Genomic DNA, 24166 nt, shown 5'->3' on the forward strand with positions numbered 1-24166 from the left:
CCCGGGTGGGTTCCCGGGCCGCGGATCCTGCGTGGGGCTCACTCCCGCGGCATCGGCTCGACGATTGTCCCGACCGGCGATCGGTGGTCGGACGTCGCCCGATCGAGGAGGACGACCAGCACCGTGGCCGCCGCCAGTCCGGCGCCGATCCAGGCGACGGAGGTGACCCCGGCCCCGGCGTCGAGTGAGATTCCCGCGAGCACCGGAACGAGGCTGATCCCCAGTTGGAACGCGGAGACCGTGGTGGCGCCGGCGAGTGTGGGGGCGTCCGAGGCGATCGTGAACACGCGGCCGTAGATCGCGGGGTTCAGCACGAACCCCGCGATCCCGAGCAGCAGCACCAGCGGGACGACCACGACGGCGTGGCGCGCGAACAGGGCGAGGAGCACCGAGCAGACCAGGATCCCGACCGCTCCGGCCAGGAGCGCGTGGTACGGACGCCGGTCCGCGATCCGGCCTCCGATGGAGAGCCCGATGAAGGCGCCGACGCCGAACAGGACGAGGATCGCGGACACCCACACGTCGGGGATGCCGGTCACATCGGTCAACAACGCCGCGAGGTAGTTGAACGAGATCATGTACGCCGCGGTGCTCAGCAGCGTCGTGGCGTAGACGGACCACAGCCGCGGCCTTCGCATCGCCTCGAGTTCGTTGCGGATGCTCGGTCGTTCGTGTCCGGTCGTCACGGGCAGCGCGACGAAGACCGAGGCGGCACCGAGCAGGGTCAGCGCCACGACCATCCAGAATCCGCCGCGCCAGCCGGACAGGTAGCTGATCAGCGTGCCCGCGGGGCCACCGGCGATCATGGCGAGACCGAGCCCGCTGACCACGACACCCGAGGCGCGCGCGGTGCGATCGGGTGTCACCAGGCTGATCGCGGTGACGGCCGCGACCGCCCAGAAGCCGGCATAGGCGACGCCCGCCACGAACCGGGTGGCCAGCAGCGTCGGGTAACCGTCGACCACGAGTCCGGCCGCGACCGCCGCGGCGAAGACGACCTGGGTGATCACGAGCGCGGAACGCCGTGGCCAGCGCAGGCTGAAGACGGCCAACGGGGGACCACCGACGACCACGCCGATCGCGAACGCCGTGACGAGGCCGCCGGCGGAGGCGAGGCTGATGTCGAGATCGTCGGCGACCGCCGGCAGGACTCCGGCGAGCAGGAACTCGGCGCTGCCCATCGCGAAGAGACTGAACGAGAGCAGATACACGCCGAAGGGAAGTCGCCCGGACCCGGCCGGCTGTCGCGGTGTCTCCGTGGTGCTCATCGGGCCACACCCTCGGCACACTCGCGCCGGACCGCCGCGGCGGTCACGTCCGGTGCGCGGAGCCGGCCGCCGATCGCGCTGGTCGCGGCGACCTTTCCGTAGTCGTACTCGCCTCCATGGCCGCCGAATTCACTGCGTCCGACGGCCGGAAAATCGGACCCGGCCGTGCCGTCCCGGGACCCGAACCCGGGTACGTGCGCGGCCGGCGTGTTCCGTGGCTTCCCGTCGTCCACCACCGGCACGGTCGCCCGCGCCCCGGCCAGGACGATCCCGGCGCCCAGGCCCGCGGCCCCCGCGCCGATGATCACTACATCACGATGGTCGATCATGACTGTCACCTCCGAGACGACCGTGACGCTCGTGATGCCGGAAGGGCAACAATCGTTGCCGATACAGGGACGACGTGTTGTGATGGGTCGATGGATTCCATGCCTGCCATCACCGACACCCTCGACCGGATCGGACCCCGCCTGCGCCGGCTCCGGGAGAAGCGGAACCTGTCGCTGACCCGGCTCGGGGACATCACCGGCATCTCCAAAAGCACCCTGTCACGGCTCGAATCCGCGCAGCGCAAGCCCAGCCTGGAACTGCTCCTGCCGATCGCCGCCGCGCTCTCGGTGTCGTTGGACGACATCGTGGCCGCCCCACGAGTGGTCGCCCCTCGGGTCGTGCCGAACCCGAGGCGGTCGAACGGGCGAGTCTTCCTCTCGCTCTCGCGACAGCAGGAGGGTGAGCCCAGGGCGTTCCGGGTGACCATCCCCCGAGGCGAGACGGAAGCCGTCATGCGCACCCACACCGGCTACGCGTGGCTGTACGTGCTCACCGGCAGACTCCGGCTGATCCTGGGCGAGCAGGACGTGATCCTCGGCCCCGGAGAGGTCGCCGAGTTCGACACCCGGCACCCCCACTGGTTCGGATCGAGCGGGCACGGCGACGTCGAGGTGCTCAGCCTGTTCGGCAAGCAGGGCGAGCGCATCCGCGTCCGGGTCTCGGGCCGGCCCCCGACGGCCTGAGGCCGGGCGCACGAGCCACAGGCGCACGAGCCGCGGGCGCCGACGATCACGCGGGCCGAGCCGACTCCGGCGGCGCGCCGGGTTTCGGGAACCGGCTTCTCCGGACGGCGAGTTGGTTGGGCTGCGGCCGCGACGCGCGCTCCGGGTCGCGGATGGGCATCCCGCGTCGGATGGATAGCCGCATCGCGAACACGCCTATAGCTTCTGTTGCGCCGCGAGATCCCGAGCGTGATCCGTCCGTGTCCCCGCGGTGTTCTCGTCGCGTCCCGGCAGCGACGGACGGATCGACACGCGAGACGCGCGAAGCGCGAAATGCGCGAACGCGAAAGTGCGGCGCGAGTATTCGGGCGATTCGATGCCCGGGCGCGACGGACACCGGCTGACCGGCGACGCACGGTATCCATTTCCGTCGACACATGGCAGGTAGACACGTAGTGCTTTTCGCGAAACGAACGACACGAAGAACCACCGGGGTTGGCGGACCCATTCGAGATGTAAGCCCCTTCCTTCGGAACGTCTTGCGCCCCTCGGCCCTGGCGCTGGCGATGATCTGCCTGACCGCGACGGCGGGATGCGGGCTGGTCGGCGACGACGACTCCGACGCGGCCGGCAAACCGCAGGCGGGCGGCTCGGCCGTCTTCCTCCTCCCGGGCGAGCCACGCGGCCTCGACCCGTTCAGCGCGAGCTATCCGAACGTGGCCGACGGGAACCGGATGTCGGCGCTGTACGACGTCCTGGTCTGGACGGAGCCGGCGACCGGCACCGTGCACCCCAAGCTGGCCGAGTCGTTGACCAGCGACGCCCAGCTCACGAACTGGACGCTGACGCTTCGTCCGGGACTGCGCTTCTCGGACGGCTCCGTTCTGGACGCCGCCGCGGTGAAGGCGACCTGGGACGCCCACCGGGATCCGACGGTGAACTCGTTGGTCGGCGGCGTACTGCGCGACGTCAAGCTGATCCAAGTGGCGCCCCTCCAATTGCGGATCGAACTCCCTTCCGCCAACGCCAACTTCGACCATCTGGTCGCCCGCAACCTCGCGTTCGTCGCCCCGGCGCAGTTCGTGTCGACCCCCGAGGGTCGAGCCGTGCTCAAGCGCGCCCCGATCGGCGCGGGTCCGTTCAAGCTGATGACCTGGGAACCCGGGAAAGACCTGCGCATGGTGCGCAACGAGAACTACTGGCAGAAGGGACTGCCGCACCTGGACGAGCTCGTGTTCCGGGTGGACCGCAACATCGCGGCGGCGCCCGAGTCGATCGCGGAGGGCCGGGCGGACATCACCGTCACCACCGACCCGACCGTGCTGGGCGACGCCCGGGACAAGAACCTGACGGTCGACGAGACACTGCTCAGCGGCGGCCTGATGATCGCCTTCAACATGCGCAAGCCTCCGTTCGACAACCCGGACGCACGTCGCGCGATCGCGCTGGCGCTCAGCGGCGAGGATCTCAACCGCCGCTTCTACAAGGGCCTCGGCGTACCCGCCAGGGGCATCTTCAACGCGAGTTCCCCGCTGGCGAACGTCAACCTGGCCGCCGTGGAGAACAAGCCGCAGCAGGCCGGCGAACTCTTCGCCAAGCTCACCTCGAACGGGCAAAAGCCTTTCGTCTTCCACTACATGGTGCCCGACAGCCCCAAGTCCCGGGAGATCGCCGAGTACATCCGCCGGACGCTGGCCGGATACCCGGGGGTGACCATGATCGTCGACGTCGTCGACATCGCGTCACTGGTCACACGTGTCTCGTCCAAGCGCGATTTCGAGGCCACCGTCTTCCAACTGTGGGCGGACGACGTGGAACCGACCATGCACCAGTTCCTGGTCACCGGGGGCGTCAACAACATCACCGGCTACAGCAACGCCACCGTCGACAGGGCACTGGGGGAGGGCCGATTGTCTCCCGACCCCAAGGTCCGCCGCGACGCCTACACCCGCGTGCAGACCTCGCTGAACCGGGACATGCCCTTCTGGGTGTACCTGGAAGCGTCGGCGGGGGCCGTGCACAGCCGGCACATGACCGGCGTCGAGCCCTTCAACGACGGACTCGTGCACTTCGACCAGATCACCCGCACCGGCAACTGACCGACGCCGTCCCCCGGGACCAGGACCCGACGAGCACCCAGGCCCCTCGCCCATGACGAGCGCCGGTGGGAACCTCCCACCGGCGCCGTCGGGTTCTCGCTCGTCGACGGGGTCACCGATCGGCCGCCCGGGTGGACATCGAATCGGCGGTCCCGTCGGATGCCGAGTCCTCGACGAACGGCTCCTCGCGGAGCCCGGCACGCTCGTGTGTCCCGAAGACCGGTCCGGGCCGTGGGTGCGGATGGTGTCAGTCGGCGACACGCAGGACGAGTTTGCCCGTGGCGCCCGCGCGTTCGGCGTGGGCGTGGGCCTGTGCGGCCCGGTCCAAGGGAAAGGTCCGGTCCACGTGTACGCGCAGGGCACCGGCGTCGATGAGGTCGGCCAGGCGGGTCAGGCCGTGGCCGTCGGGTTCGACGAGCAGTTCGGGGGCGACGCGGACACCGGCCGCCTCGGCGAGGTCGGCGAATCCCTCGGGTCGGCCCGGGGCGATCCCGATGAACAGGCCTCCGGGGCGCAGGACCTGCAGGGAGCGGATCGCGGTGTCGGGTTGTGCGATGCCCACCAGGTCCAGGACGACGTCCATGTCGTGCGCGGCCGCTTCGAAGGGCGCGCGGCGGTGGTCGACGAGTTCGTCGGCGCCCAGGTCGCGTAGCCGAGCGTGATGGACGGTGCGGGCGGTGGCCGTCACGTGCGCGCCCAGGTGTTTGGCGATCTGTACGGCCAGGTGTCCCACGCCGCCGGCGGCGGCATGGACGAGGACGCGCTGTCCGGGCCGGAGTTCGGCGACCTCGGTCAGGGCATGCCACGCGGTGAGGCCGGCGAGCGGGACGGCGGCGGCGTGATCGTGGTCGACGGCCCGGGGTTTGGGGGCGAATTGCCGAGAGGGCGCGGTGACGAACTCGGCGTAGGCCCCGGCCGGGCGCGGCAACCACAGCAGACCGAAGACCTCGTCGCCGGGGGCGAAGCGGAACTGGCCGTGCCCGATGCCCTCGACGACGCCGGAGACGTCCCAGCCCAGGATGTGCGGAGTGGGGCCGAGCGCGGCGGTCACGGGCGTGGGCAGGCCGGCGCGGGTGCGCCGGTCCAGCGGATTGATGCCCGCCGCGTGTACCCGTACCAGGATCTCGGTGGGCAACGGAACGGGGCGGGGCACCGTCATGAGGGTGAGGACTTCGGGGCCGCCGAAGCCTTCGATGCCCATGGCGCGCATGGTCGTGGCCCGGTCCGGTGTCGCACTGTGCATGTGCCGCTCCCCTTGCGCTGGTCGCCGTGCCCCGGGACGGGTCACGGCTGCGGTTCCGCGAGGGTAGGTGTGCGGCGGTGGTTTCCCGCAAGGACCGTTACTACCCTGCGGAGAGTGGCGTTGATCAGGGGGTTTCCGCGGTGGTTGCGCGATGTGAGAGCGGGCGGCACGACGAGCACGACGTGTACGCGGCGTTGTGCCCGTGTCGGGACGTGCTGGACGTGCTGACCGGTAAGTGGTCCGCGTTGGCGATCGGGGTGTTGGAGGCGGGGCCGCAGCGGTTCGGCGTGCTGCAGCGCCGGCTCCAGGGCGTGAACGCGAAGGTGCTCACCCGGACGTTGCGGCGGCTGGAGGACTTCGGCTTCGTCGCCCGCACGGTCTACCCGGACGTGCCGGCCCGGGTGGAGTACGAACTCACCGAGCTGGGACACAGTGTCGCCCGGCCGCTGAGCGGGCTTCGGGACTGGGTCGAGACCCACGTGGACCTGGTCCGTCCCGGCTGAACCGAGCGAGGCGGCCCGCGACACCGTCTCGCACAGTCCCGAACGCCCCGCTCGGGAGCGGCCCCGCGCGCACGCCGTCGCCGAGCCCGCAGGTCCGAGGATTCCGCGCGCAATCCGGGCGGAGGACGGCGCGTGGGCGCGGATCACCGGGCTTGGGACACGGGACGATCGGCGCGTCTCGGGGCACCGGTGGACCGGGAAACGGCGTGCGACGGCAGGCTGTCGGCCATGCGTCACCCTTGGGTCGCCGGAGTCGAACCGCCCCCGTTCGTGGCCGGAGTCGATCTGCACATCGATGTCGAGCGGAGTTCCGCCGGGAGCGGTCGCTCCGTGGAGGAGGCGTTGCGAGAAGCCGTGCGCTCGGGGCGATCGGCTCCCGGTACGCGCCTGCCCGGCTCCCGCGCCCTGGCCGCGGATCTGGGCCTCGCGCGCGGCACGGTCGTCGGCGCGTACGGCCAACTCGTGGCCGAGGGTTGGCTGATCGCGGAGCCGGGGTCCGGCACGCGGGTCGCGGACGTCGGCGGTGTCGCGCCGACCCGTGCCGCCGACGGCGCGAGACGGATGCCGGCCGAAGGCCGGGTGTGGGCCGATCTTCGGCCCGGTCGGCCCGACCTCGCGTGCTTCCCGCGCACCGCGTGGGCGAGCACGGTGCGTCGGGTCCTGGCCGGGGTGGAGGCGGGAGCCCTCGACTACGGCGACGTCGAGGGGAGCGCGAGCCTGCGGGCGAACGTGGCCGCGTACGTGGCCAGGGCCCGGGGCGTACGCGCCACACCGGACGCGGTCGTCGTCACCGCGGGATTCACCCACGCGCTCGCGGTGCTCGCGCGTGCGCTGCGGGGCCTGGGCGTAGGCCGGGCCGCGACCGAGGATCCGGGGCCGGCCCGGCACCGCGAACTGTTCGCCGCCGCGGGCGTGGACTGTGTGCCGCTGCGCGTGGACGAGTTCGGCGCGGACCCGGCGGGCCTCACGCCCGATACGGGAGTCGTGCTGCTGACGCCGGCGCACCAGCATCCGGCCGGCGTCGTGCTGTCGCCCGCACGACGCGGTGAGTTCGCCGCCTGGGCCCGGCGTACCGGCGGTTTCGTGATCGAGGGCGACTACGACGGCGAGTTCCGCTACGACGGCCGACCGGTCGGGGCGTTGCAGGCGCGCGATCCCGAACGGGTCGTCTTCGCCGCCCTCGTCCTGGGCTACGCCACGCCGTCGCCGCACAGGTGGCGCCAGGCGCTGGACCTGCTCGGCGAGGTGCTCGACGCGGAGGATTTGCGGGCGGGGCCGACCCGGCGGCGGCCGGGGGGATAGGGCGACGATCGACGATCCCCCGGTGTGCCGGGACCTGTTCCCGGCTACAGGGTGGCGAAGCCCGATCGCCAGGACGGGTGGGTCGGTGTCCAGCCCAGGTGCTTGCGGGCGAAGTGGTTGTCGGCGCCTCTGGCCCAGCCGGCGCGGGGCGCCTCGGGCGCGTCGGCGGGCGGTGGTGCGCCCACCGCGGCGGCGAACACCGGCGCCCAGGCGTTGGCCGCCGCCGGTTCGTCGTCGACGATGTTGACCACGCCGCCCGGCCAATCCGGTGCGGCCACCGCCGCCGCGGCCGCGTCGTCGACGTGGACGAAACTGGACACGTCCGCTCCGCCGGCCAACCGCCCCGCGCGCGCGTCCGCCGCCCTGCTGCCGTCGGCCGCGAACCACGTGCCCGGGCCGTACAGCAGCCCGTAGCGCAGCACCACCCACTCGGGCAGTTCGCGTACTGCCGACTCCAGGGCGAGCACGCCGTCGATCGTGCCGCGTCGGGGCTCGTCCGTCGTGGCGTCGAGCGGCGTCGTCTCGTCGGCGGGCTCCTCGCCCGCCTCGTAGACCCACGCGATGCTCTGGGCCACGATGCGCCGTACGCCTGCCGCGTGTGCGGCGTCGACGAGATTGCGGGTGCCGATCCTGCGCACGCGTGCGTTGGCGGAAAGGTCGACCGCGGCCAGATCGGTGAGTTGGTGCATCACGAGGTCGGGCGCGGCGTCCACCACGACGCGGGTGAGCGACGCGCGGTCGTAGACGTCGGCCGACACGACGGTGACGTCGGGTGCGCGCAACCCGGCCGCGGCGTCCGGGCGTCGTGTGAGCGCGGTGACCCGGTGTCCCGCCGCGACGAGCGCGGGGACGATACGCCGTCCCAGGACACCGGTCGCGCCGGCAACGAGAACGTGCATGGTGTGGAACTCCTGTACTGCGATCGGGGGACGTGGGCGGGGACGGGGTCGGGGTCGGATGACGGTGCGCCCGTGCCGGGATGGCGGGGGCGCGGTACTCACGGGGTCGGTCGGGGTGCCCGCCGGTGCCGCCGCTCGGCCAGTTCACGCTCGTCGACGAGGGTCGGCATGGGTTCGCCGGGAACGCCGAGCATGACCACCACGAAGCGGCTCCACGCGTCGGTGAGGTTGTCGCCGGCCTGGTAGTGGACGACGTCGCCGCCCGGTTCCCAGAACGCCTCGCCGGCGCGGATGATCCGCTCGGGTTCGCCTTCGAGTTCGAAGACCATCTCGCCTTCCACCATGTAGCCGAATACCGGACCCGAGTGCCGGTGCGGCGGTGTGCCCGGGTTGCCCGGGGGCAGTTCGACCGTCATCGTCATGGCTTCGGTGGGGGTCGGCAGGAAGGGCGGTATCTCGTGCAGGAGGGATGTCAGCACGGTCCCACCACGTTTTTCGTTCATGGCGGCAAACGTAGAGGCGGACCGGACCGCATGACTGGTCCACTTCACGGTGGATCGGATGGACCGGTTCGGTCCGTCCGACCGGCCGGATCGACCGCATCAACCGGACCGCTCCGGCCGGGCCGTCGCCCGGACCGTTCCGGACCGCCCGGGCCGCCGGCCGCCCGGACCGCTCCGGACCACTCCGGACCGAGCAGTCCGCGGCGGGTTCACAAGGCGATCAGGCCGGCCGCGGACTCGCGGAAACCGCAGACATCGACGTAGAACGACCGCAAGTGCTCCTCGAAGTCGACGTGCAGCCACTCGCACCCCGCCGCGCGGGCCTCTTCGGCGGCCGTCCCGACCAGCACGGACCCGATGCCCCGGGAACGGGCGCGCCGAGCCACGACGGTGTCCAGGACGAACGCATGGACCCCGCCGTCCCAGGCAATGTTGACGAAACCGATCAAGCGGCCGTCCTCCCACGCACAGACCCAGCCGAGGCTGTGCCGCTCCAGCCGTGCGCGCCAGGGGATCCGCCCGACCGGGTGATCGAACCCTTCGGCGTGCAACTCCTCAACGGCCGAGTCGTCGAAGTCGCCCCGCCATTCGTACGTGATGGTCATGGGTCCGAACGTAGCGACGGCAGGGGCGGATGGCGGAACGGCCCGTCCGGCCGAGATCGCGCGCGATCGTGTGCGTCCGAGTCGGGAGGCCGCCCGGCTCGGGCTGCCGCCCGTGAACTCTCGGGGCGGTCGCCGCACGACGCCCGGACACGGTGGCCGGGTCGTCGGGTGGCCGCGTGGGTCGAGTCGGGTCAGGGCTTCGTTGGCGGCGCCGACCCGTGTCGGGCCAGGAACGCGTCGACGAGGGCGTCGGTGAACGTGTCGCCGATGGGTTCGTCGGTCACCAGTACGCGGTAGTAGAGCGGGCCCACGAGCTGGTCCGTCTCGGTCGCGATGTCGAGGTCGGCGGGCAACGAGCCGCCGTTCATGGCGCGTTCCAACGGCAGGCGATCGCGATCGCGTTGCGCGTCGAGCCATCGGGCCCGGAAGTCCCGGGCGAATGCCGGATCGTGCTGGGCCTGGGCGATCAGCGCCCGGAACACGGCCCCGGAGTCGGACTCGGCGAGGAAGTACGCCAGCCGCCGCAGGTAGTCACGCAGGTCGCCGGCGAGGTCGCCGGAGTCGGGCGGCGTCAGGTCCTCGGCGGCGTCCTCGAGGAAGGCGTCCATCAGGACGTCGGTCTTGGTGCTCCACCAACGGTAGATGGTCTGCTTGGCCACGCCGGCCCGCGCGGCGATGCCCTCCATCGTGACGCCCGCGAATCCCTTCTCGGCGAGCAGGTCGTCGGCCGCCTCCAGAACCGCCCTTCGGGCCTGTTCGCTGCGCCCGTGCCGGTTGCCGTGGTGTGCCCGCCCGGATCCACCGGTGCCGGCCGGCGTGGCGTGGTCCGCCGTGGCCCTGTGAGTCTCGGATGTCATTTCTCGCCTCCCCGCGCCGAGGATATTGCATCTAGAAAAGACGGGACGTTGCGTCTAGTCTAGCTTTCATGACACCTCCCCTCACGCTCGCCGATCCCCGAGTCCGGACGGCCCTCGGCAGAATGTTCGAGGAAGCCGAACGGGATGACACCGTCGCCGCCCGGCGCGACGCGGAACTTCCCGGCGGGTTCGCCCTGCTGTCACCCCAGGAACAGGCCGACGCCGCGGCGGAGATCTACATGCCGATCTCCGCCGGCGGCGGAGCGCTGCTGTACAACCTGGTCCGAGCCGTGCGCCCGGCCACGGTCGTCGAGTTCGGCATGTCCTTCGGGATCTCCACGCTGTACCTGGCCGCGGCCGTGCGCGACAACGGCGCCGGACGCGTCGTCACCACCGAGATGAGCAAGGACAAGATCGCCGCGGCGCGCCGCACCTTCGCCGAGACCGGCCTGGACGACCTGATCACCGTGCTGGAGGGAGACGCCCGGGACACCCTCCGCGAGCTGGACGCCCCCGCGGACTTCCTGCTGCTGGACGGGTGGAAGGAGTTGTGCCTGCCGGTATTGCGCCTGCTCGAGCCGCGCCTGCGGCCCGGCACGCTTGTTGTGGCCGACGACGTCGAGCTGAGCAATCTGCAGCCGTACCTCGACTACGTCCGCGACCCGGAGAACGGCTATCACAACGTGACGTTCCCGGTGGAGGACGGCATGGAGATCAGTTGCCGGCTCTGAACCGGCGGGGGGCCCGCGGGCGAACGTGCCGGGGACCGGGCCGGGGACCGGGCCGGTGAACGAGCCGACGGGGCGCGTCGGGACGGCCGCGGGCCGGCGATTCGGCGGCATGTCCGTAATGGGGCCTTTCGGGTGAGCGTACTGTTCCGGGGGGTCTTCTCTGGGCCAGGCTGGTCGCGGCCGTGCGCGGATCTCGCGTCGGCGTACGCATGACATCGGCAGGAGACCGCCCGATATGACGACCGTGCCCGAGGACCGCAAGTACACCCAGGACCACGAATGGATCCTGCCGACCACGGGCGGCAAGGCCCGGATCGGCATCACCGACTTCGCGCAAAAGCAGCTCGGCGACGTCGTGTTCGTGGAGGTGCCCACCGTCGGCTACATGCTTCAGGCCGGGGAGGCGCTCGGGAGCGTCGAATCGGTCAAGGCCGTCACCGAGATCTACGCCCCCGTCGACGGCAACGTCACCGCCGTGAACGAACTCCTCGAAGGCGAACCCGAACTCCTCAACACCGACCCCTACGACAAGGGATGGGTCGTGGAGATCACTCTCGGCGATCCCAAAAGCCTGAACGACCTCCTCACCGCCGAGCGGTACCAGGCCTACCTCGACCGGGAAGAGTCCGACTGACTCCCACCGCCCGCGGGTCGCCGACGCGACGCGCACGGGCACGGGCACGGCCGACTTCCACGCATCCCGAGCGGCACACACGACGGGTGAGCCCGAGCGGGCCGAAGACGAGTCCGTGCCCGTGCCCGTGGCCGTGCCGGTGGACGCGACGAGCGCCGAGGTCGCGGGACGGGACGCGCGAGGTTCGCGGCCCGGTTCGGGGATCCGTCCGTCGGGCAACGCCACGCCACACCGAGGCCAACGCCAAGGCCAACGCCGACAGGCACCGAACGCCGGCGAACCCGCGCCCTTGTTGCGGGGCCGGCGCCGGCGTACGGTCCGGCCATGGGCATTCGACCGGCGCTTCGGGGCGACTTCGGCATGGTGTCGTCCACCCACCGACTGGCCTCCGAAGCGGCCTTCGCGGTCCTGGAGGACGACGGGAACGCGTTCGACGCGGCGGTCGCGGCCGCGTTCGTGCTGCATGTCGTCGAACCGCATCTGAACGGTCCGGCCGGCGAGGTGCCGATTCTGCTCGCACCCGTCGGCGGGCCGGTGCGCGTGTTGTGCGGTCAGGGCAGCGCGCCGGCGGGCGCGAGCATCGCCCACTACACCGGGCTGGGCCTGGAACTGGTCCCCGGCACGGGCCCGTTGGCCGCCGCCGTGCCGGGAGCCTTCGACGCGTGGATGCTGCTGCTGCGCGACCACGGCACCAAGTCGCCGGCGTCGGTGCTCGATCACGCGATCGGCCTCGCCGAGCGCGGGCACCTGCCGCTCCCGGGCGTGGCGCAGACCGTGACGCGCATGCGCGAGCTCTTCGAGACGGAATGGACCACGTCCGCCGAGGTCTACCTCCCGCACGGGATGGCGCCGAGCCCGCGCCGACCCCTGCGCAACCGAGCGCTCGCGCTCACGTGGCGGCGCGTGCTGGCCGAGGCGGCCGCGGCCGGCGGCGATCGCGAGGCGCAGATCGACGCGGCCCGCCGCTGCTGGCGCGAGGGCTTCGTGGCCCTGGACATCGCGGAGTTCGCCGCCCGACCCACCCTGGACACGTCCGGCGAGCGGCACGCCGGCACGCTCACCGGCGCGGATTTGGCGAACTGGTCGGCGTCGTACGAGGAACCGATCCGCCGGCAATGGCGGGACTGGGAGGTGTGCAAGCCCGGCGGCTGGTCCCAAGGGCCGGTCATGTTGCAGCAGTTGGCTCTGCTCGTGAACGAACCGGCCTACGGATCCGCCGAGTACGTGCACACCCTGATCGAGGGCGGCAAACTCGCGATGGCCGATCGCGAGGCCTGGTACGGGGACGCCGCCGAGGTGCCGCTGGACGACCTGCTCCGCGCCGACTACAGCGCCGACCGGCGTGCCCTGATCGGCGCCGAGGCCTCCTACGCGCTGCGCCCGGGCCGACCCGGTGGACGTACCCCGATCCTCGGCCGGCACGCACGCGAGGCGGCCGACCGCGCGGCGGGACACCGCGGTGGCCACCCGAGTCGGCGGGAGAAGCCGGGTACGGGCGAGCCGACGGTCGCCCCGACCGGAGCCACCCGAGGCGACACCTGCCATCTCGACGTGGTCGACCGCTGGGGCAACCTGGTTTCGGCCACCCCCAGCGGCGGCTGGCTCCAGTCCAACCCGGTGATTCCCACCCTCGGCTTTCCGCTCGGCACCCGACTCCAGATGACCTGGCTCGAACCGGGCCTGCCCAACTCGTTGACCCCGGGCCGCCGGCCGCGCACCACCCTCAGCCCCTCGCTGGCCCTGCGCGGCGGCGTCCCGGTACTGGCCTTCGGCACGCCGGGCGGCGACCGGCAGGACCAATGGCAGACCCACTTCCTGCTCGCTCTCACGCTCAGCGGCCGAACCGCCGGCACGCTCGACGTCCAGGGCGCGATCGACGAGCCCAACTGGCACCAGGACAGCTTCCCTTCCTCGTTCTATCCGCGCGAGACGGCGCCCGGCAGCGTGACCGCCGAGGCCGGCCTGGGCCCGGCGGTGCTCGACGACCTGCGCCGCCGCGGGCACGACCTGACCGTCGTCGAGCCCGGTTCGGTGAGTCGGCTGTGTGCCGTCGCCCGCGACCCGGAGACCGGCGCGCTGACGGCGGGCGTACACCGCTCCGGCCGACAGGGCCACGCGACCGGGCGCTGATACCCGATCCGCCGTGCCCTCCGCGTCCGCCGTTCCCTCGGACCGCCGGTGTCGACGGTGCCGTGCGCGAGGGGGCGCGTACCGAATGTCACCGCGGTCCGCTTCGGGTGGGTGCCCGGTCCGGCACGCCGTGATCATGGGGAGTAGGCGATTCCGGCGTGGCGGCGAGGAGGACGCGCGGGTCTCGGGACGGGACACCGCCGACGGCCTGCTCGAGGGGCTCGATGGCCGCGCTGGGGATCGGCGCCGCGGACGCGGATCTGCCGCGCCGGGTGATCGGCGACGCCCCGGTGGGCATCGGGCTCCTCGACGCGGAACTGCGCCGAACCCCGGTTTCCGCCGCGGACCGCACCGACGACGCGCTCCCCCTCGTCGAAGACCTGGCCGCCCGGGCCGCGGTCGCCATCGACAAGGCGCGCCGCCACACGCACGCCCAGGGCATCGCCGCGGAACTGCAACGGGCACTCCTGACCGAACCCGGCACACCCCACCCCAACCTCGAACTCGCCTTCCGCTACCTGCCTTCCGGAACCACCTCGGTGGGGGCGACTGGTACGAGGTCGTGCGGTTGTCCTTCGGGCGCACCCTCCTGGTCATGGGCGACGTCATGGGACACGGCATCGAAGCCGCCGTCGACATGAGCAACCACCGCTCGACGCTGCGCCACGTCGCCGCGATGGACCTGCCTCCGCATGGCATCCTGCGTCGACTCGACGCGCTGATCGACGAGGAGGAGTCCGCCCGCCCCGCGACCTGCCTGCTCGCCCTCGCGGACCCCGGCCGCCGACGCTGGACGTTCTCCAGCGCGGGCCACCTGCCCCCGGTGCTGATCGCCGCCGGTCGACCCGTCGAGCTCGTGGAGGTCCCGACCGGCCCTCCCCTGGGCACCGGCGTCGGAGGCTACGAACAGGTCACCCGCGACCTGCTGCCCGAGGAGACCCCGCTCCTCTGCACGCACGGCCTGGTCGAGCGTCGGGACCAGGACATCGACGACTCGCTCGCCGGACTCGCGGCACTTCGACCGCCCACCGGCGGCGTGCTCGACGGCCTGCTCGACGCGATCCTGGACGGACCGGCTCCGCACACGGGAGCGGACGACATCGCGATGCTCGCCGCACGCATGCGTCCCCGGTGACGCCGTCCGACCGAGGGTCCGCACCTCGCCGCCTCGCCACCGCGACCCGCGACGCGAACACCGTGACGGATGGCTCGCATCGACGCACCCTCGGTCGCGCCGGGGTCACGCCGTGAGGGTGCGCCAGGTTCGGGTCTCGGCTTCGGCGGGTGTGCCGTCCAGGACGGTCGCGGTGCGTGCGGCCGGTTCCAGGACGACGGTCGCGAGCGTGGCCCAGCGCTGCCCCAGCGGCTTGTCCGGGTCGGGGCGGCAGGTCACGGGCGGTTCGCCGGCTCCCGTCACGAGGTAGCCCACCAGTTCGTCGGCCGCGTTCGGCGCGCCCCGGTGCGCGAGACGCGCGCGCACGAAGTCGTAGCGCTCACCGGAGTCGGGTTGGTAGAGCCAGGACTTCTCGTCGGCCGCAGGCGTCGGGGTGAGGAAGTGGTTCGTGCGGACCAGGACACCGTCGCGCGGTGCGATCTCGAAGACGCCGACGGGACTCACGTCGAGGAGGACCGCCGTCGACTCGTCGAAGAGCGAGAACGACCCCGACGACGCGATCGGCGCGCCGCGGACGATCTCCACCGCCTCGGCGACACTGCCGGCCTCTTCCAGCACGATCGCCGCGAGGACGTGCACGGGGATGCCGCCGACACCGTCGCGGACATTACCGAGGATGTTGAAGTGCAGGGCGAGGCCGGCGCTGTTGACGCCGATCTTGCCCAGGATGCCGTTCTCGGTGAGGCCGACCACGTCGTGCCTGCCGCCGCGCGATTCGAGCGTGTGCCAACAATCGCTCAGCTCGACGTGCCAGTCCCAGGTCTGGATGCCGAACGTGCGCGAAGCCGCGGAGTCGCCGTCCCCGAGCCGGCGCACGATCGTGGTGCACTCGCCCGGCGGTACGACCGCGCTGCGCGCGAGGATCTCCGTGCGCGCGTTCAGCGCCGCGACGCGCCACGGTTCCACTCGGGCTCCCTCGGCGATGCCCTCGATCTCGGCGCGGGCGCCGGGACGGAAGTCGTCGATGGTGTCGAGGGTTCGCGCGGCATCCGCCCGCGCCCGCGTCGAAGTGATGCCGCCGAGTGCGAAGAGCCGGTCGTAGACCTCGATCGTGTCGTGGATCCCCGCGCGCAGTCCCGCGCCGCGGGCCACGCCGCGGGCGTGTGGATCGATCGCGCGGGCCACGATGTGCGGGCGGCCGGATTCGGGGCGGGGGTTCGGGGTGACGATCACGAGCGTCCCTTCGGGAGGTCGGAGTGCAGGCGGACGTCGCCGTCGACGACCGTCGCCAGGACGGCGTTGTCGGCCTGGGCCTCGGGAGCCAGGTCGAGCGGGTTCGCCGCGAGGATCGTGAGATCGGCGAGGTAGCCCGGAGCGATGCGCCCGAGCTCGTGGGCGGCGCCGCCGGCGTGCGCGGCGGCGAGGGTCATGCCCGCGTAGGCCTCGCGCGCCGAGAGCGCCTGTTCCGGATGTACCGGCATGGTGCCCGGTTCGTCGACGGGGCGTCGCAGTTGGCAGTCGGCGAGACCCACGCGCGGGTCGCCCGGGCCGATCGGCCAGTCGGAGCCGAGCGCCACGACGGCGTGGTGGTCCACGAGGTCGCGCGTACGCCAGCCGTGCGCGGCCCGATCGGGGCCGATGCGCCGCGACCAGTTGTCGGTGCCGTCCCCGCGGGTGTGTCGGGTGGCGTGCGCGGGTTGCAGGCTCGCCACGACGCCGAGTTCGGCGAAACGCCCGAGGAGGTCGTCGGGGATCGATTCCACGTGCTCGATCCGGTGCGGGCCCCGGGCGACCGGCCCGACCTCCTCGATCACGTCGAGCGCGAAGCGCACGGCCCGGTCGCCGATCGCGTGCGTCGCGGTGGGGATGCCACGCTCGACGAAGAACCGCATCGCGGCGCGATAGGCGTCCACGTCCCGCCACAGCGGCTCGCAGTTCTCGCCGTGCGTGTCCGGGCGCTCGAACCAGGCGGTGCCGTTGTCCGCGGTTCCGTCGAGCATGAACTTCGCCCCCTCGACGTGCCAGCGCCGGCCGCGCAGACCCTGGAGTTCGGCGACACCGCGCCAGTCGTCCGGGCCGGAATCGGCCGCCACCAGAGGTGAACAGCGGATCCGCAACGGCAGGTCGGCGTCCTCCTCGATGCGTCGATACACGGCCTCCGACGGGTCGGTGAAGTCCAGCGCGTGCAGGCCGGTGAGGCCGGCGCGGGCGAGGATTTCGAGTTCGCGTCGGACGTACTCGGCGGCCGTGTCCACGGAAACCTCCGGATAGTGCGCGAACACCAGGTCCATCGCCTGGAGTTCGACGACGTATCCGGTCGGGCGGCCGTCCGGCCCGACCTCGATCGAGGAGGCGTCGGTGAATGTCTCACGACCGGTCAGGCCGACGAGTTCCACGGCGCGGGGACTGATTACGAGAGCGTGCGCGTCGCGCGTCATCAGCGAGATCGCGCGCCCGGGGAATCGCTCGCCGAACACGGAGCCGGTCGGCTCGCCGGGAAAGGCGTTGACGTCGAGGTCGTAGCCGGTGATCCAGCCGTCCTCGGGCCGCGCGTGGACGGCTTCGGCCAGGCGGTCGCACACCTGGTCGAGGCTGCGGGCCCCGGACAGGTCGACGCCGCCGCCGATCGAGATCGAGCCCCAGACGGGGTGGGCGTGCACGTCGGTGAGGCCCGGCAGGATCGTGGCGTCCGGGAACTCGTACACGGTCGTCTCGGGGCCGCGCAACGACGCGGTGCTCGACGCGTCGCCGACGGCGAGGATGCGACCGCCGCGGATCGCGACCGCGACCGCGTCGGCGGGTGGTGCCGCGGCTTCGGTCAGGAGATGTTCGACGTGTCGGGCGAGCACTATGACATCGGCGTGCACGGGATGGTTCTCTTTCGGAGTCGAGGCGTCGGAGTCGGGGTGCCGGAACCGGGTGTCGGCTTCGAGGCGTCCGGGTCGGGGCATGCGGGGGCATGTGGGGGCATGCGGGGGCATGCGGGGGCGTGCGGGCGGACGCAGGGAGCGCGGGTGCGCGAGTGGCCACAGGTGCGCGAGGCGCGCGTTACGCGTCGGGGATCGATCGCAGGACGCGGCAGAGGCTCCAGTAGATCGCCGCCGCGGTGAGCATCCCGCCCGGAACGGCCAGGTCGAGGTCACCCGTGCCGGCCGCGACGGGGCCGGTCCAAAAGCTCGTGGTCACGCACATCGCGGCGGCGATCCCGCCGACGGTGATGGCGAGGATTCCGGCCCAATGCACACCGCCGCGGTACCAGAACGGGCCGTCGCGCCGTTCGGCGAGCAGCTCGGAGCCGTCGTAGCGGTTGCGCCGCAGGATCAGGTCGGTGACCGCCACCGCCATGGCCGGCCCCGTCACCACGACCACGAGTTCGAGCATCGTGTTGACACTCGTGAGGAAGTCGAAGACGAGGATCGCGAAGAGTGTCATGGTCGCGCCCAGGACGCCGATGATGAGCACGGCCGGGATCCGGGCGAGGCGGATGCCGACGGACTGGACGGCGAGACCGGCGCTGTAGGCCGTCATCCCGTTGTTCGCCACGGTGTTGCAGACCACCGCGATGACGAACACGGGGATGAACCAGCCCGGGAGGATGCTCTCCAGCGCACGTTGCGGATCGCTCATGTCCAGGCTCGTGGCCGCCAGCGCGCCCACGCTGGTGAAGACGACGCTCGGCAGGTACGCGCCGAAGGCCGTCCACCCGGCGATGGCGACGGGACTGGTGCCGCGCGGGAGGTAGCGGGCGAGGTCGGGGCTGTTGCCGTACGACAGCGGCGTGGAGGCGATGATCGTGAAGCCCGCCGTGAGGGTGGCGAACAGGGCTGCTCCGTGCAGCGGTTCGGCGGGCGCGTAGGACCAGTCGGTTTCGGCCAGTACGTAGCCCGTCACCACCACGAACACGATCGTCAGGAAGGTGCTCAGGCCCGCGTACAGCCGCACGATCGTCGCGTGCCCGTAGATCGCGACGAGCAGCGTCGCGCCGGCTATCGCGCAGACGATCACGGCCTCGACGGCCGAGTTGTCCGGGAGGCCGAGGCGCCGCGCGAGGCCGATGCCCGCGACCGACGCGGCCGACCAGTTCAGGGCCAGATAGGCGGATGCGATCAGCCATCCGGTGAGCACCAGGACGACCCTGTTGCCCAGCACGCCGTACATGGCGCGGGAGACCACCGACCCGCTCGTGCCGGCGGCCGGACCGCTGATCGCGACCACGCCCGTGAGGATCCACAGCAGGTTGCCGACGAGTGCGACACCGATGGCCTGCGCCGGCGAGAGCCCCATCAGGACCAGCGTCGCGCCGACGACGAAGCTCAGATAGCTGACGTTCGGGGCCGCCCAGATGGCGAAGAGTTCGCGGGCCCGCCCGTGCCGTTCGGCGGCGGGGACCTGGTCGATGCCCCGGGTCTCCGGGCGACCCGCGCGGTCGCCGGCACGGTCGTCGGGGGCCGCCGTGGGGAGTGCGTGGTTCATACGTCGAGACCTCTCGGGGGGCACACCGCTAGCAACCAGTGCTATTGGTCTCTTGGCCAATGGGGTATTGGCCACACATCCAATAGGGTGGTCGGTATGACGTCAAGCCCCCCGTCGACGCGGGTTCGCAAGATGCCCGAGGAGCGTCGCGCCGAGATCCTCCGGACCGCCGCGCGGATCGCGCTCGAAGAGGGTCTCGAGCGCATCACGCTCCGTCGCGTCGCCGACGAACTCGGCGTGCGCCCCGGACTGATCGGCCACTACTTCCCGGCCGCCGACGACCTGGTGAGCGAGGCGTTCACGCACGCCGCCGGCCGGGAACGCGCGGCGCTGCTGCCGGAGGAGGAGGCCGGGCTCGCCCCCGTCGATCGACTCGCCCGCTTTCTGGCGCGCCTGACCGACGGCGAGTTCCTCGACCTCGGCCGACTCTGGCTCAACGCACGCCACGTCAGCCGGTTCAAACCCGGTCTTCGCGCGGCGGTGCGGGCACAGGAGTCGCTCACCCGCGACGCCCTCACCGCGCTCGTCGACGAGGGTGTGCGCTCGGGCGAGTTCACGACGGACGACCCGCTCGGGGCCGCCCTGCACATCCTCGTCAACGTGGACGGCCTCGGCGCCTACACCAACGACGACGCGCCGTTCGACCACCCCGCCCTGCACGACATGTCGATCGGGACGGCCGAGCGCATGCTCGGACTGCCGCCGGGCACGCTGCGCGCTCGCACACGCTGAGACGGTTGCCCGAGGCGGCCTTCCTCCCGAGGCGGCCTTCCTCCCGAGGCGGGCTTCCTCCCGGGGCCGGCTGCCGCGCGGGCCGGGACGGCGGCAGTAGCCTGAATACATGACGAACGTCACATTTCGGCACCGGTGCCTACCGCCGAAGACGGCCGTCCTCGGGCTCGCGCTCGTTTTGGCGGTCCTGCTCTTCGGGGCGGCGCCCGCCCACGCGGCGGCCGGCGGCGGCATCGGGACGATCGCCGCGTCGCTGCGCGACGACCCCGTGTACACCGTCCCGGCCGCCGAGAACGTGCTGCCGTCGGCCACCGCCGACGCGCTGCGGACCAAGATCCGCTCCGCCGACAAGCCGATCTTCGTGGTCGCGGTACCGGCCGACTCACCGCTCGCGTCGGCCGGTTCGCCCGCGGCCGTACTGTCCGGCCTGCGCGCGCAGGTGGGCCGACCGGGCGTGTACGCGGTCACCGTGGGTCGCACCTTCGACGCCGCGGCCGACGCGTCGGTGATGTCCCGCGCGCGCCTCGCCACCCTCGAGAGCGACGTCCTGGCGGCACACCAAGGAGACGGACCGGGTCTGCTGACCGCCTTCGTCGACGGGGCCGCGGCCGACGCGCAGCAGCCGGCGGCGCCGGCGCGCGACGGCGGCTCGTCGTGGGTCGGCCTCGCCGTGGTCGGGACCGTGCTCGCGGCCGGAGCCGGCACGATCCTCATGCTGCGCAGGCGGACCCGCACCCGCCGGGCGGCGCGGGCGCGGCAGGAACTGGAGCAGGTGCGGCCCGTCGTCGACGAGGACATCACCGCGTACGGCGAGACGCTCGATCGGGCCGCCTTCGATCCGGGCGCGGCCGACTCCGACGACGCCATGCGCGAGGAATGGACCAGGGCCCTCGACGCCTACGAACGGGCGAAGTCGGCCATGGCGGCGGCCCGGGCACCCGCGGACGTGCGCGCGGTCAGCGAGGCCCTGGACGACGGACGATTCGCCCTCGCGACCCTGGCGGCGCGACGTGCCGGCGCGCCCCTGCCGCAGCGCCGACCGCCGTGCTTCTTCGACCCGCGCCACGGCCCGTCCGTGCGCGACATGCGCTGGGCACCGGCGGACGGAGCCGAGCGGGACGTACCGGTGTGTGCGGCCGACGCGGCCCGCCTGGACGACGGTCTGGACCCGGAGATCCGCGAGGTGGACAGTGCCGGCGGTCGTCGCCCGTACTGGGAGGCCGGTCCCGCCTACGGTCCGTGGGCGGCCGGCTGGTACGGCGGGATGTTGCTCCCGGGCCTGCTCATCGGGACCACACTCGGCGCGTCGATGAACCTGGGCTACGCGGCGGAGGCGGGCGCGGCCGGGGCGGGAGACGGCGGCTTCGGCGGCTTCGGTGACGGAGACGGCGGCTTCGGAGGCTGGGGCGGAGACGGCGGTGGCGGCTGGGGCGGTGACGGCGGCGGCTCGTTCTGACCCCGAGAAAGCGACACCGGCGCCGGTCGTCGGGACCGGGCGCCGGCGCGCGGTTCCCCGCCCGCCCGAAGCCGGGCGGGCGGGGAACCGCGTCCTGCTCAATAGTCGATCGTGCTCTGGTACAGGCTCTTCAGCGGACCGTTCGCGGAGGTGTCGTATCCGTCGGCCTTGCGCTGTTGCCAGAACTCGGCGAACGTCGTGGACCGGTGTCGCAGGAACGTGTTCCAGACATTGCCCGGCGCCGCCTCGCCGTAGACGTCGGAGCCCTCGTTCGTGGTGTCGGTGAGGTCGATCAACGCACCGGCCACACGACCCTCGACCGTGTCACCGTCGTCCCAGCCCGACGTGCTCCAGGTGGGAGTCTCCAGGTTCATGGACGAACCGCTCGGCCACCGGTAGTACGGATCCTTGTACACGCTCGCCGGCACCCACTCGGCGAAGCCCTCCACCCACGCGCACCCCGTCGAGGACTTCGCCGAGACGCCGTGCGGGCTGCAGTTGGGGATGGGCGGTGAGTTGTCCTCGTAGACGTCGCCCATGATGGCGTGCGTGAGTTCGTGGACCACGGTCATGTGCGAGTCGGGGGCGTCCGCCTTGAGGTGGATCTGCTTGTTCCCGTAGTAGTTGCCGACCGTCGAGTCCGGTGCCCAGTTGACCACGACCTGCCGGCACGTGGTGTCCAGGCCGTCCCAGCAGGTGTTGCCCGGTACCCACTTCCACGCGTCGTTGAGCGCGTCGAACGCGTGCAGCGCGCGCATCTTGTCGGCCGCGCCGGGCTTGCGGTTGCCGAACGAGGTGGTGCTCGCGTTGGCGACGTTGGAGACCGTGGGCGTGGTGAACGTGAAGGCGTTCGTGGTGCCGGTGGCCTGGACGCGCCAGTTCTTGTTGGTGGTGGTCAGTTTGACGTAGACGTCCTGGCCCGAGTTGTTGCTCTCGGCGTTGTCGAAGCACAGCTTGTACTCGCCCTTGGTCCCGGTGAGGCCGGAGGCGAGCCGGTCGTGCGCGTTGCTCGTGTCGGCGTCCCACGCCTCGACGGTCATGTTGACCACCGGTCGGGTGACGCCCTTCTCGTCGACGTACAGCCACTTGCCGGTCGCGCAGGCGGTCGGTGCCGCGGCGGCGGCCAGGGCGCGCGGTGCCGGCGGGTCGTCGCCGCCGGGTGCGGCCAGACCGGCCGGGGACACCGACTCGGCCGTCAGGTGCGGTGTCGACTCCTGCGGCGTGAGGTCGGGCGCGACCTCGACGGAGTCCGCGTCGCTCGAACGCTGCGCGCCGAAGCTCGACATGCCCGGGGCCGCGCCCACGGTCAGCGGGATCAGGTCCTCGGCGGCGTCCACCCCCGCGCGCAGGTCGGCGGCGGCGCGCACCTTGATCTCCGCGGGACCGGCCGCCTTCGCGACGATCCGTCCGGTGTACGTGAGCGACTGCCCCGCCTTGAACGAACGCACGGTGCCCGCACGGTTGATGCCGCCCAGGTGCACGGGATTGGGCGAGGGCTGCGAGGACAGGGTCAGTCCCGCGGGCGGTTCGACCCAGGCGAGGTTCGCGGGCAGATCCGCCTCGACGCGCACACCCTTGGCCGCGAGCTGGGCGCTCACCACGAATCGCACGGCGGCGGTCTCGCCGACCGCGAGGGGGTGATCGACGCCGGCGTCCACCGAGAAGCAACCGCGTTCCTCTCCGGCCTCCGGCGCGTCCGGGTTCGGGCGGGCGGTGCACGCGTGCGGTCCGGCGGGGCCCTTGGCCGAGCCCCCGGAATCCAGAGCCGCGTACGCCCCGGCCCCCAATCCGACCTGAATCGCTACGGCGCCGGCGACGATGATCAGCACACGTCGTCTGGACCGTACGGATTTTCGGTTGATCATGGTGGTCGAACCTAGCCACTCAGGCCAGGCACCACTATCCGATGTACGCGAGGGGCCCAAGGAAGTGCCGGCCTCGGCCGGATCGTGGCTCACGGGCGGCGCCGGGTCGGGAGGCTCGCGGGTGGCGTCGGGAGGGGGTGCGACGACCACGCACGGGGAGGACGGTCGATGTCCCGCCCCGCGCGGAATCGGTGATCGGGATCCCGGGTGGGGGTTCGCGGCGTGCTGTCCAGGCCGCCGATCGCCACTCCCCGGGATGCCCGATGTGGCCACCGCGTGGATTACGGACGGGGCTCGGCGCTCCCTGCCGAAGTACCACCTCCGGCCAGGCCCCCGAGTCGCCCGCAGCCCGCCCGACCACGCGTGTGGGTGTGTTGCCCGAGACGCCGATCGATGTCGTCCGTCGTCCCTCGGGCAGCCTGTCGCATGCGCCCGATGGTGCCAAGTGATGCAGCCCCAGGATCGGTTGGTGTACGGGTCACGACGTCTGGGCCTGCGTCGATCCGCGTCGGCGGCGCCGAGCACGCGGGGACCGCGCGCGCTCGGCACACGCCGGGCGGCCGCCTATGTGACGTAGAGCGCGACGTAGCCCGGGAGGATGTCGTACGGACGCTTCCAGGTCGAGAAGCCCTCACGCTGGTACTGCCGGCCGGCGTCCACACACTTGTTCCGGGTCGTGGAGCAGTCGATGAACAGCCGACCGACCGGCCGCCGCCTGGGCCGGGCCCGACGCCACGGCCCCGCGAAGTCCGGGCCCACC

General features: G+C 72.1%; 23 protein-coding genes. 11 read left to right on the plus strand and 12 right to left on the minus strand.

Going from position 1 to position 24166, the window contains the following annotated elements; translation table 11 throughout:
• Window positions 1–38: 38 nt before the first annotated feature.
• Together ACWCPW_RS26520 and ACWCPW_RS26525 are read right to left on the minus strand one after the other, a co-directional pair.
• Window positions 39–1268, minus strand: a complete 1230-nt coding sequence (locus ACWCPW_RS26520; protein ID WP_449764084.1) for a Cmx/CmrA family chloramphenicol efflux MFS transporter — start codon at window positions 1266–1268, stop codon at window positions 39–41.
• Window positions 1265–1597, minus strand: a complete 333-nt coding sequence (locus ACWCPW_RS26525; RefSeq protein ID WP_449764085.1) for an FAD-binding protein — start codon at window positions 1595–1597, stop codon at window positions 1265–1267. The genes ACWCPW_RS26520 and ACWCPW_RS26525 overlap by 4 nt, the downstream gene beginning before the upstream one ends.
• A 90-nt stretch (window positions 1598–1687) precedes the next feature.
• Here ACWCPW_RS26525 and ACWCPW_RS26530 point away from each other — a divergent pair, with 90 nt between their 5' ends.
• Together ACWCPW_RS26530 and ACWCPW_RS26535 are read left to right on the plus strand one after the other, a co-directional pair.
• Window positions 1688–2281 (plus strand): helix-turn-helix domain-containing protein, encoded by a 594-nt coding sequence (locus ACWCPW_RS26530; RefSeq protein ID WP_449764086.1) that lies wholly within the window; start codon window positions 1688–1690, stop codon window positions 2279–2281.
• A gap of 518 nt (window positions 2282–2799) precedes the next feature.
• Entirely contained in the window at window positions 2800–4359 is a 1560-nt protein-coding gene (locus tag ACWCPW_RS26535) for an ABC transporter substrate-binding protein (protein WP_449764087.1), read from the plus strand.
• Between the two features lie 247 nt (window positions 4360–4606).
• On the opposite strand, the gene ACWCPW_RS26540 is transcribed toward ACWCPW_RS26535, so the two are convergent.
• On the minus strand, window positions 4607–5602 hold the full coding sequence (locus ACWCPW_RS26540; RefSeq protein WP_449764088.1) for an NADP-dependent oxidoreductase: 996 nt from the start codon (window positions 5600–5602) through the stop codon (window positions 4607–4609).
• Window positions 5603–5742: 140 nt separating this feature from the next.
• Between ACWCPW_RS26540 and ACWCPW_RS26545 the strand changes: the two genes are divergently transcribed.
• Both ACWCPW_RS26545 and ACWCPW_RS26550 read left to right on the plus strand, forming a co-directional pair.
• Entirely contained in the window at window positions 5743–6105 is a 363-nt protein-coding gene (locus ACWCPW_RS26545) for a winged helix-turn-helix transcriptional regulator (RefSeq protein WP_449764089.1), read from the plus strand.
• Between the two features lie 228 nt (window positions 6106–6333).
• On the plus strand, window positions 6334–7407 hold the full coding sequence (locus ACWCPW_RS26550; RefSeq protein ID WP_449764090.1) for an aminotransferase-like domain-containing protein: 1074 nt from the start codon (window positions 6334–6336) through the stop codon (window positions 7405–7407).
• 44 nt (window positions 7408–7451) lie between these two features.
• Here the strand turns inward: ACWCPW_RS26550 and ACWCPW_RS26555 are convergent, their stop codons facing one another.
• From ACWCPW_RS26555 to ACWCPW_RS26570, 4 genes are all read right to left on the minus strand, one after another.
• Window positions 7452–8306 (minus strand): NAD-dependent epimerase/dehydratase family protein, encoded by an 855-nt coding sequence (locus ACWCPW_RS26555; protein WP_449764091.1) that lies wholly within the window; start codon window positions 8304–8306, stop codon window positions 7452–7454.
• Window positions 8307–8404: 98 nt separating this feature from the next.
• The gene (locus ACWCPW_RS26560) at window positions 8405–8809 is read right to left on the minus strand and encodes a cupin domain-containing protein (RefSeq protein WP_449764092.1); all 405 of its coding nucleotides are present in this window, start codon (window positions 8807–8809) and stop codon (window positions 8405–8407) included.
• A 209-nt stretch (window positions 8810–9018) separates the two neighbouring features.
• Window positions 9019–9414 (minus strand): GNAT family N-acetyltransferase, encoded by a 396-nt coding sequence (locus tag ACWCPW_RS26565; protein ID WP_449764093.1) that lies wholly within the window; start codon window positions 9412–9414, stop codon window positions 9019–9021.
• Window positions 9415–9605: 191 nt separating this feature from the next.
• Complete coding sequence (locus ACWCPW_RS26570; RefSeq protein ID WP_449764094.1) at window positions 9606–10271, minus strand: TetR/AcrR family transcriptional regulator; 666 nt, start codon at window positions 10269–10271, stop codon at window positions 9606–9608.
• A 68-nt stretch (window positions 10272–10339) separates the two neighbouring features.
• Here ACWCPW_RS26570 and ACWCPW_RS26575 point away from each other — a divergent pair, with 68 nt between their 5' ends.
• The 5 genes from ACWCPW_RS26575 to ACWCPW_RS26595 all read left to right on the plus strand — a co-directional run bounded on the left by ACWCPW_RS26575 (window position 10340) and on the right by ACWCPW_RS26595 (window position 14901).
• Window positions 10340–11002 (plus strand): O-methyltransferase, encoded by a 663-nt coding sequence (locus tag ACWCPW_RS26575; RefSeq protein WP_449764095.1) that lies wholly within the window; start codon window positions 10340–10342, stop codon window positions 11000–11002.
• Between the two features lie 235 nt (window positions 11003–11237).
• Window positions 11238–11636: a glycine cleavage system protein GcvH gene (gene gcvH / locus ACWCPW_RS26580; RefSeq protein ID WP_449764096.1), complete on the plus strand. Its 399-nt coding sequence runs from the start codon at window positions 11238–11240 to the stop codon at window positions 11634–11636.
• A 324-nt stretch (window positions 11637–11960) separates the two neighbouring features.
• Window positions 11961–13766, plus strand: coding sequence for a gamma-glutamyltransferase family protein (locus ACWCPW_RS26585; RefSeq protein ID WP_449764097.1), 1806 nt, complete (start codon window positions 11961–11963; stop codon window positions 13764–13766).
• 224 nt (window positions 13767–13990) lie between these two features.
• On the plus strand, window positions 13991–14407 hold the full coding sequence (locus ACWCPW_RS26590) for a hypothetical protein (RefSeq protein WP_449764098.1): 417 nt from the start codon (window positions 13991–13993) through the stop codon (window positions 14405–14407).
• A complete protein-coding gene (locus tag ACWCPW_RS26595; protein WP_449764099.1) occupies window positions 14362–14901 on the plus strand; it encodes a PP2C family protein-serine/threonine phosphatase in 540 nt (179 codons plus the stop codon). The genes ACWCPW_RS26590 and ACWCPW_RS26595 overlap by 46 nt, the downstream gene beginning before the upstream one ends.
• Before the next feature lie 105 nt (window positions 14902–15006).
• Here the strand turns inward: ACWCPW_RS26595 and ACWCPW_RS26600 are convergent, their stop codons facing one another.
• The 3 genes from ACWCPW_RS26600 to ACWCPW_RS26610 all read right to left on the minus strand — a co-directional run bounded on the left by ACWCPW_RS26600 (window position 15007) and on the right by ACWCPW_RS26610 (window position 19353).
• A complete protein-coding gene (locus ACWCPW_RS26600; protein WP_449764100.1) occupies window positions 15007–16113 on the minus strand; it encodes a C45 family autoproteolytic acyltransferase/hydolase in 1107 nt (368 codons plus the stop codon).
• Window positions 16110–17747: an amidohydrolase gene (locus ACWCPW_RS26605; RefSeq protein ID WP_449764101.1), complete on the minus strand. Its 1638-nt coding sequence runs from the start codon at window positions 17745–17747 to the stop codon at window positions 16110–16112. Before ACWCPW_RS26605 ends, ACWCPW_RS26600 begins: the two co-directional genes overlap by 4 nt.
• 181 nt (window positions 17748–17928) lie before the next feature.
• A complete protein-coding gene (locus ACWCPW_RS26610) occupies window positions 17929–19353 on the minus strand; it encodes a purine-cytosine permease family protein (RefSeq protein WP_449764102.1) in 1425 nt (474 codons plus the stop codon).
• Between the two features lie 96 nt (window positions 19354–19449).
• On the opposite strand from ACWCPW_RS26610, the gene ACWCPW_RS26615 reads away from it, so the two are divergent.
• Both ACWCPW_RS26615 and ACWCPW_RS26620 read left to right on the plus strand, forming a co-directional pair.
• Window positions 19450–20085 carry a TetR/AcrR family transcriptional regulator gene (locus ACWCPW_RS26615; protein ID WP_449764103.1) on the plus strand — a complete coding sequence of 212 codons (636 nt, stop codon included), beginning with the start codon at window positions 19450–19452 and terminating at the stop codon, window positions 20083–20085.
• Window positions 20086–20194: 109 nt separating this feature from the next.
• The gene (locus ACWCPW_RS26620) at window positions 20195–21541 is read left to right on the plus strand and encodes a hypothetical protein (RefSeq protein WP_449764104.1); all 1347 of its coding nucleotides are present in this window, start codon (window positions 20195–20197) and stop codon (window positions 21539–21541) included.
• Between the two features lie 98 nt (window positions 21542–21639).
• On the opposite strand, the gene ACWCPW_RS26625 is transcribed toward ACWCPW_RS26620, so the two are convergent.
• Both ACWCPW_RS26625 and ACWCPW_RS26630 read right to left on the minus strand, forming a co-directional pair.
• Window positions 21640–23406 (minus strand): hypothetical protein, encoded by a 1767-nt coding sequence (locus ACWCPW_RS26625; protein WP_449764105.1) that lies wholly within the window; start codon window positions 23404–23406, stop codon window positions 21640–21642.
• Window positions 23407–23970: 564 nt separating this feature from the next.
• Complete coding sequence (locus ACWCPW_RS26630) at window positions 23971–24165, minus strand: hypothetical protein (protein ID WP_449764106.1); 195 nt, start codon at window positions 24163–24165, stop codon at window positions 23971–23973.
• Window position 24166 lies beyond the last annotated feature (1 nt).

The sequence above is a fragment of the Embleya sp. NPDC001921 genome, from assembly GCF_053594475.1.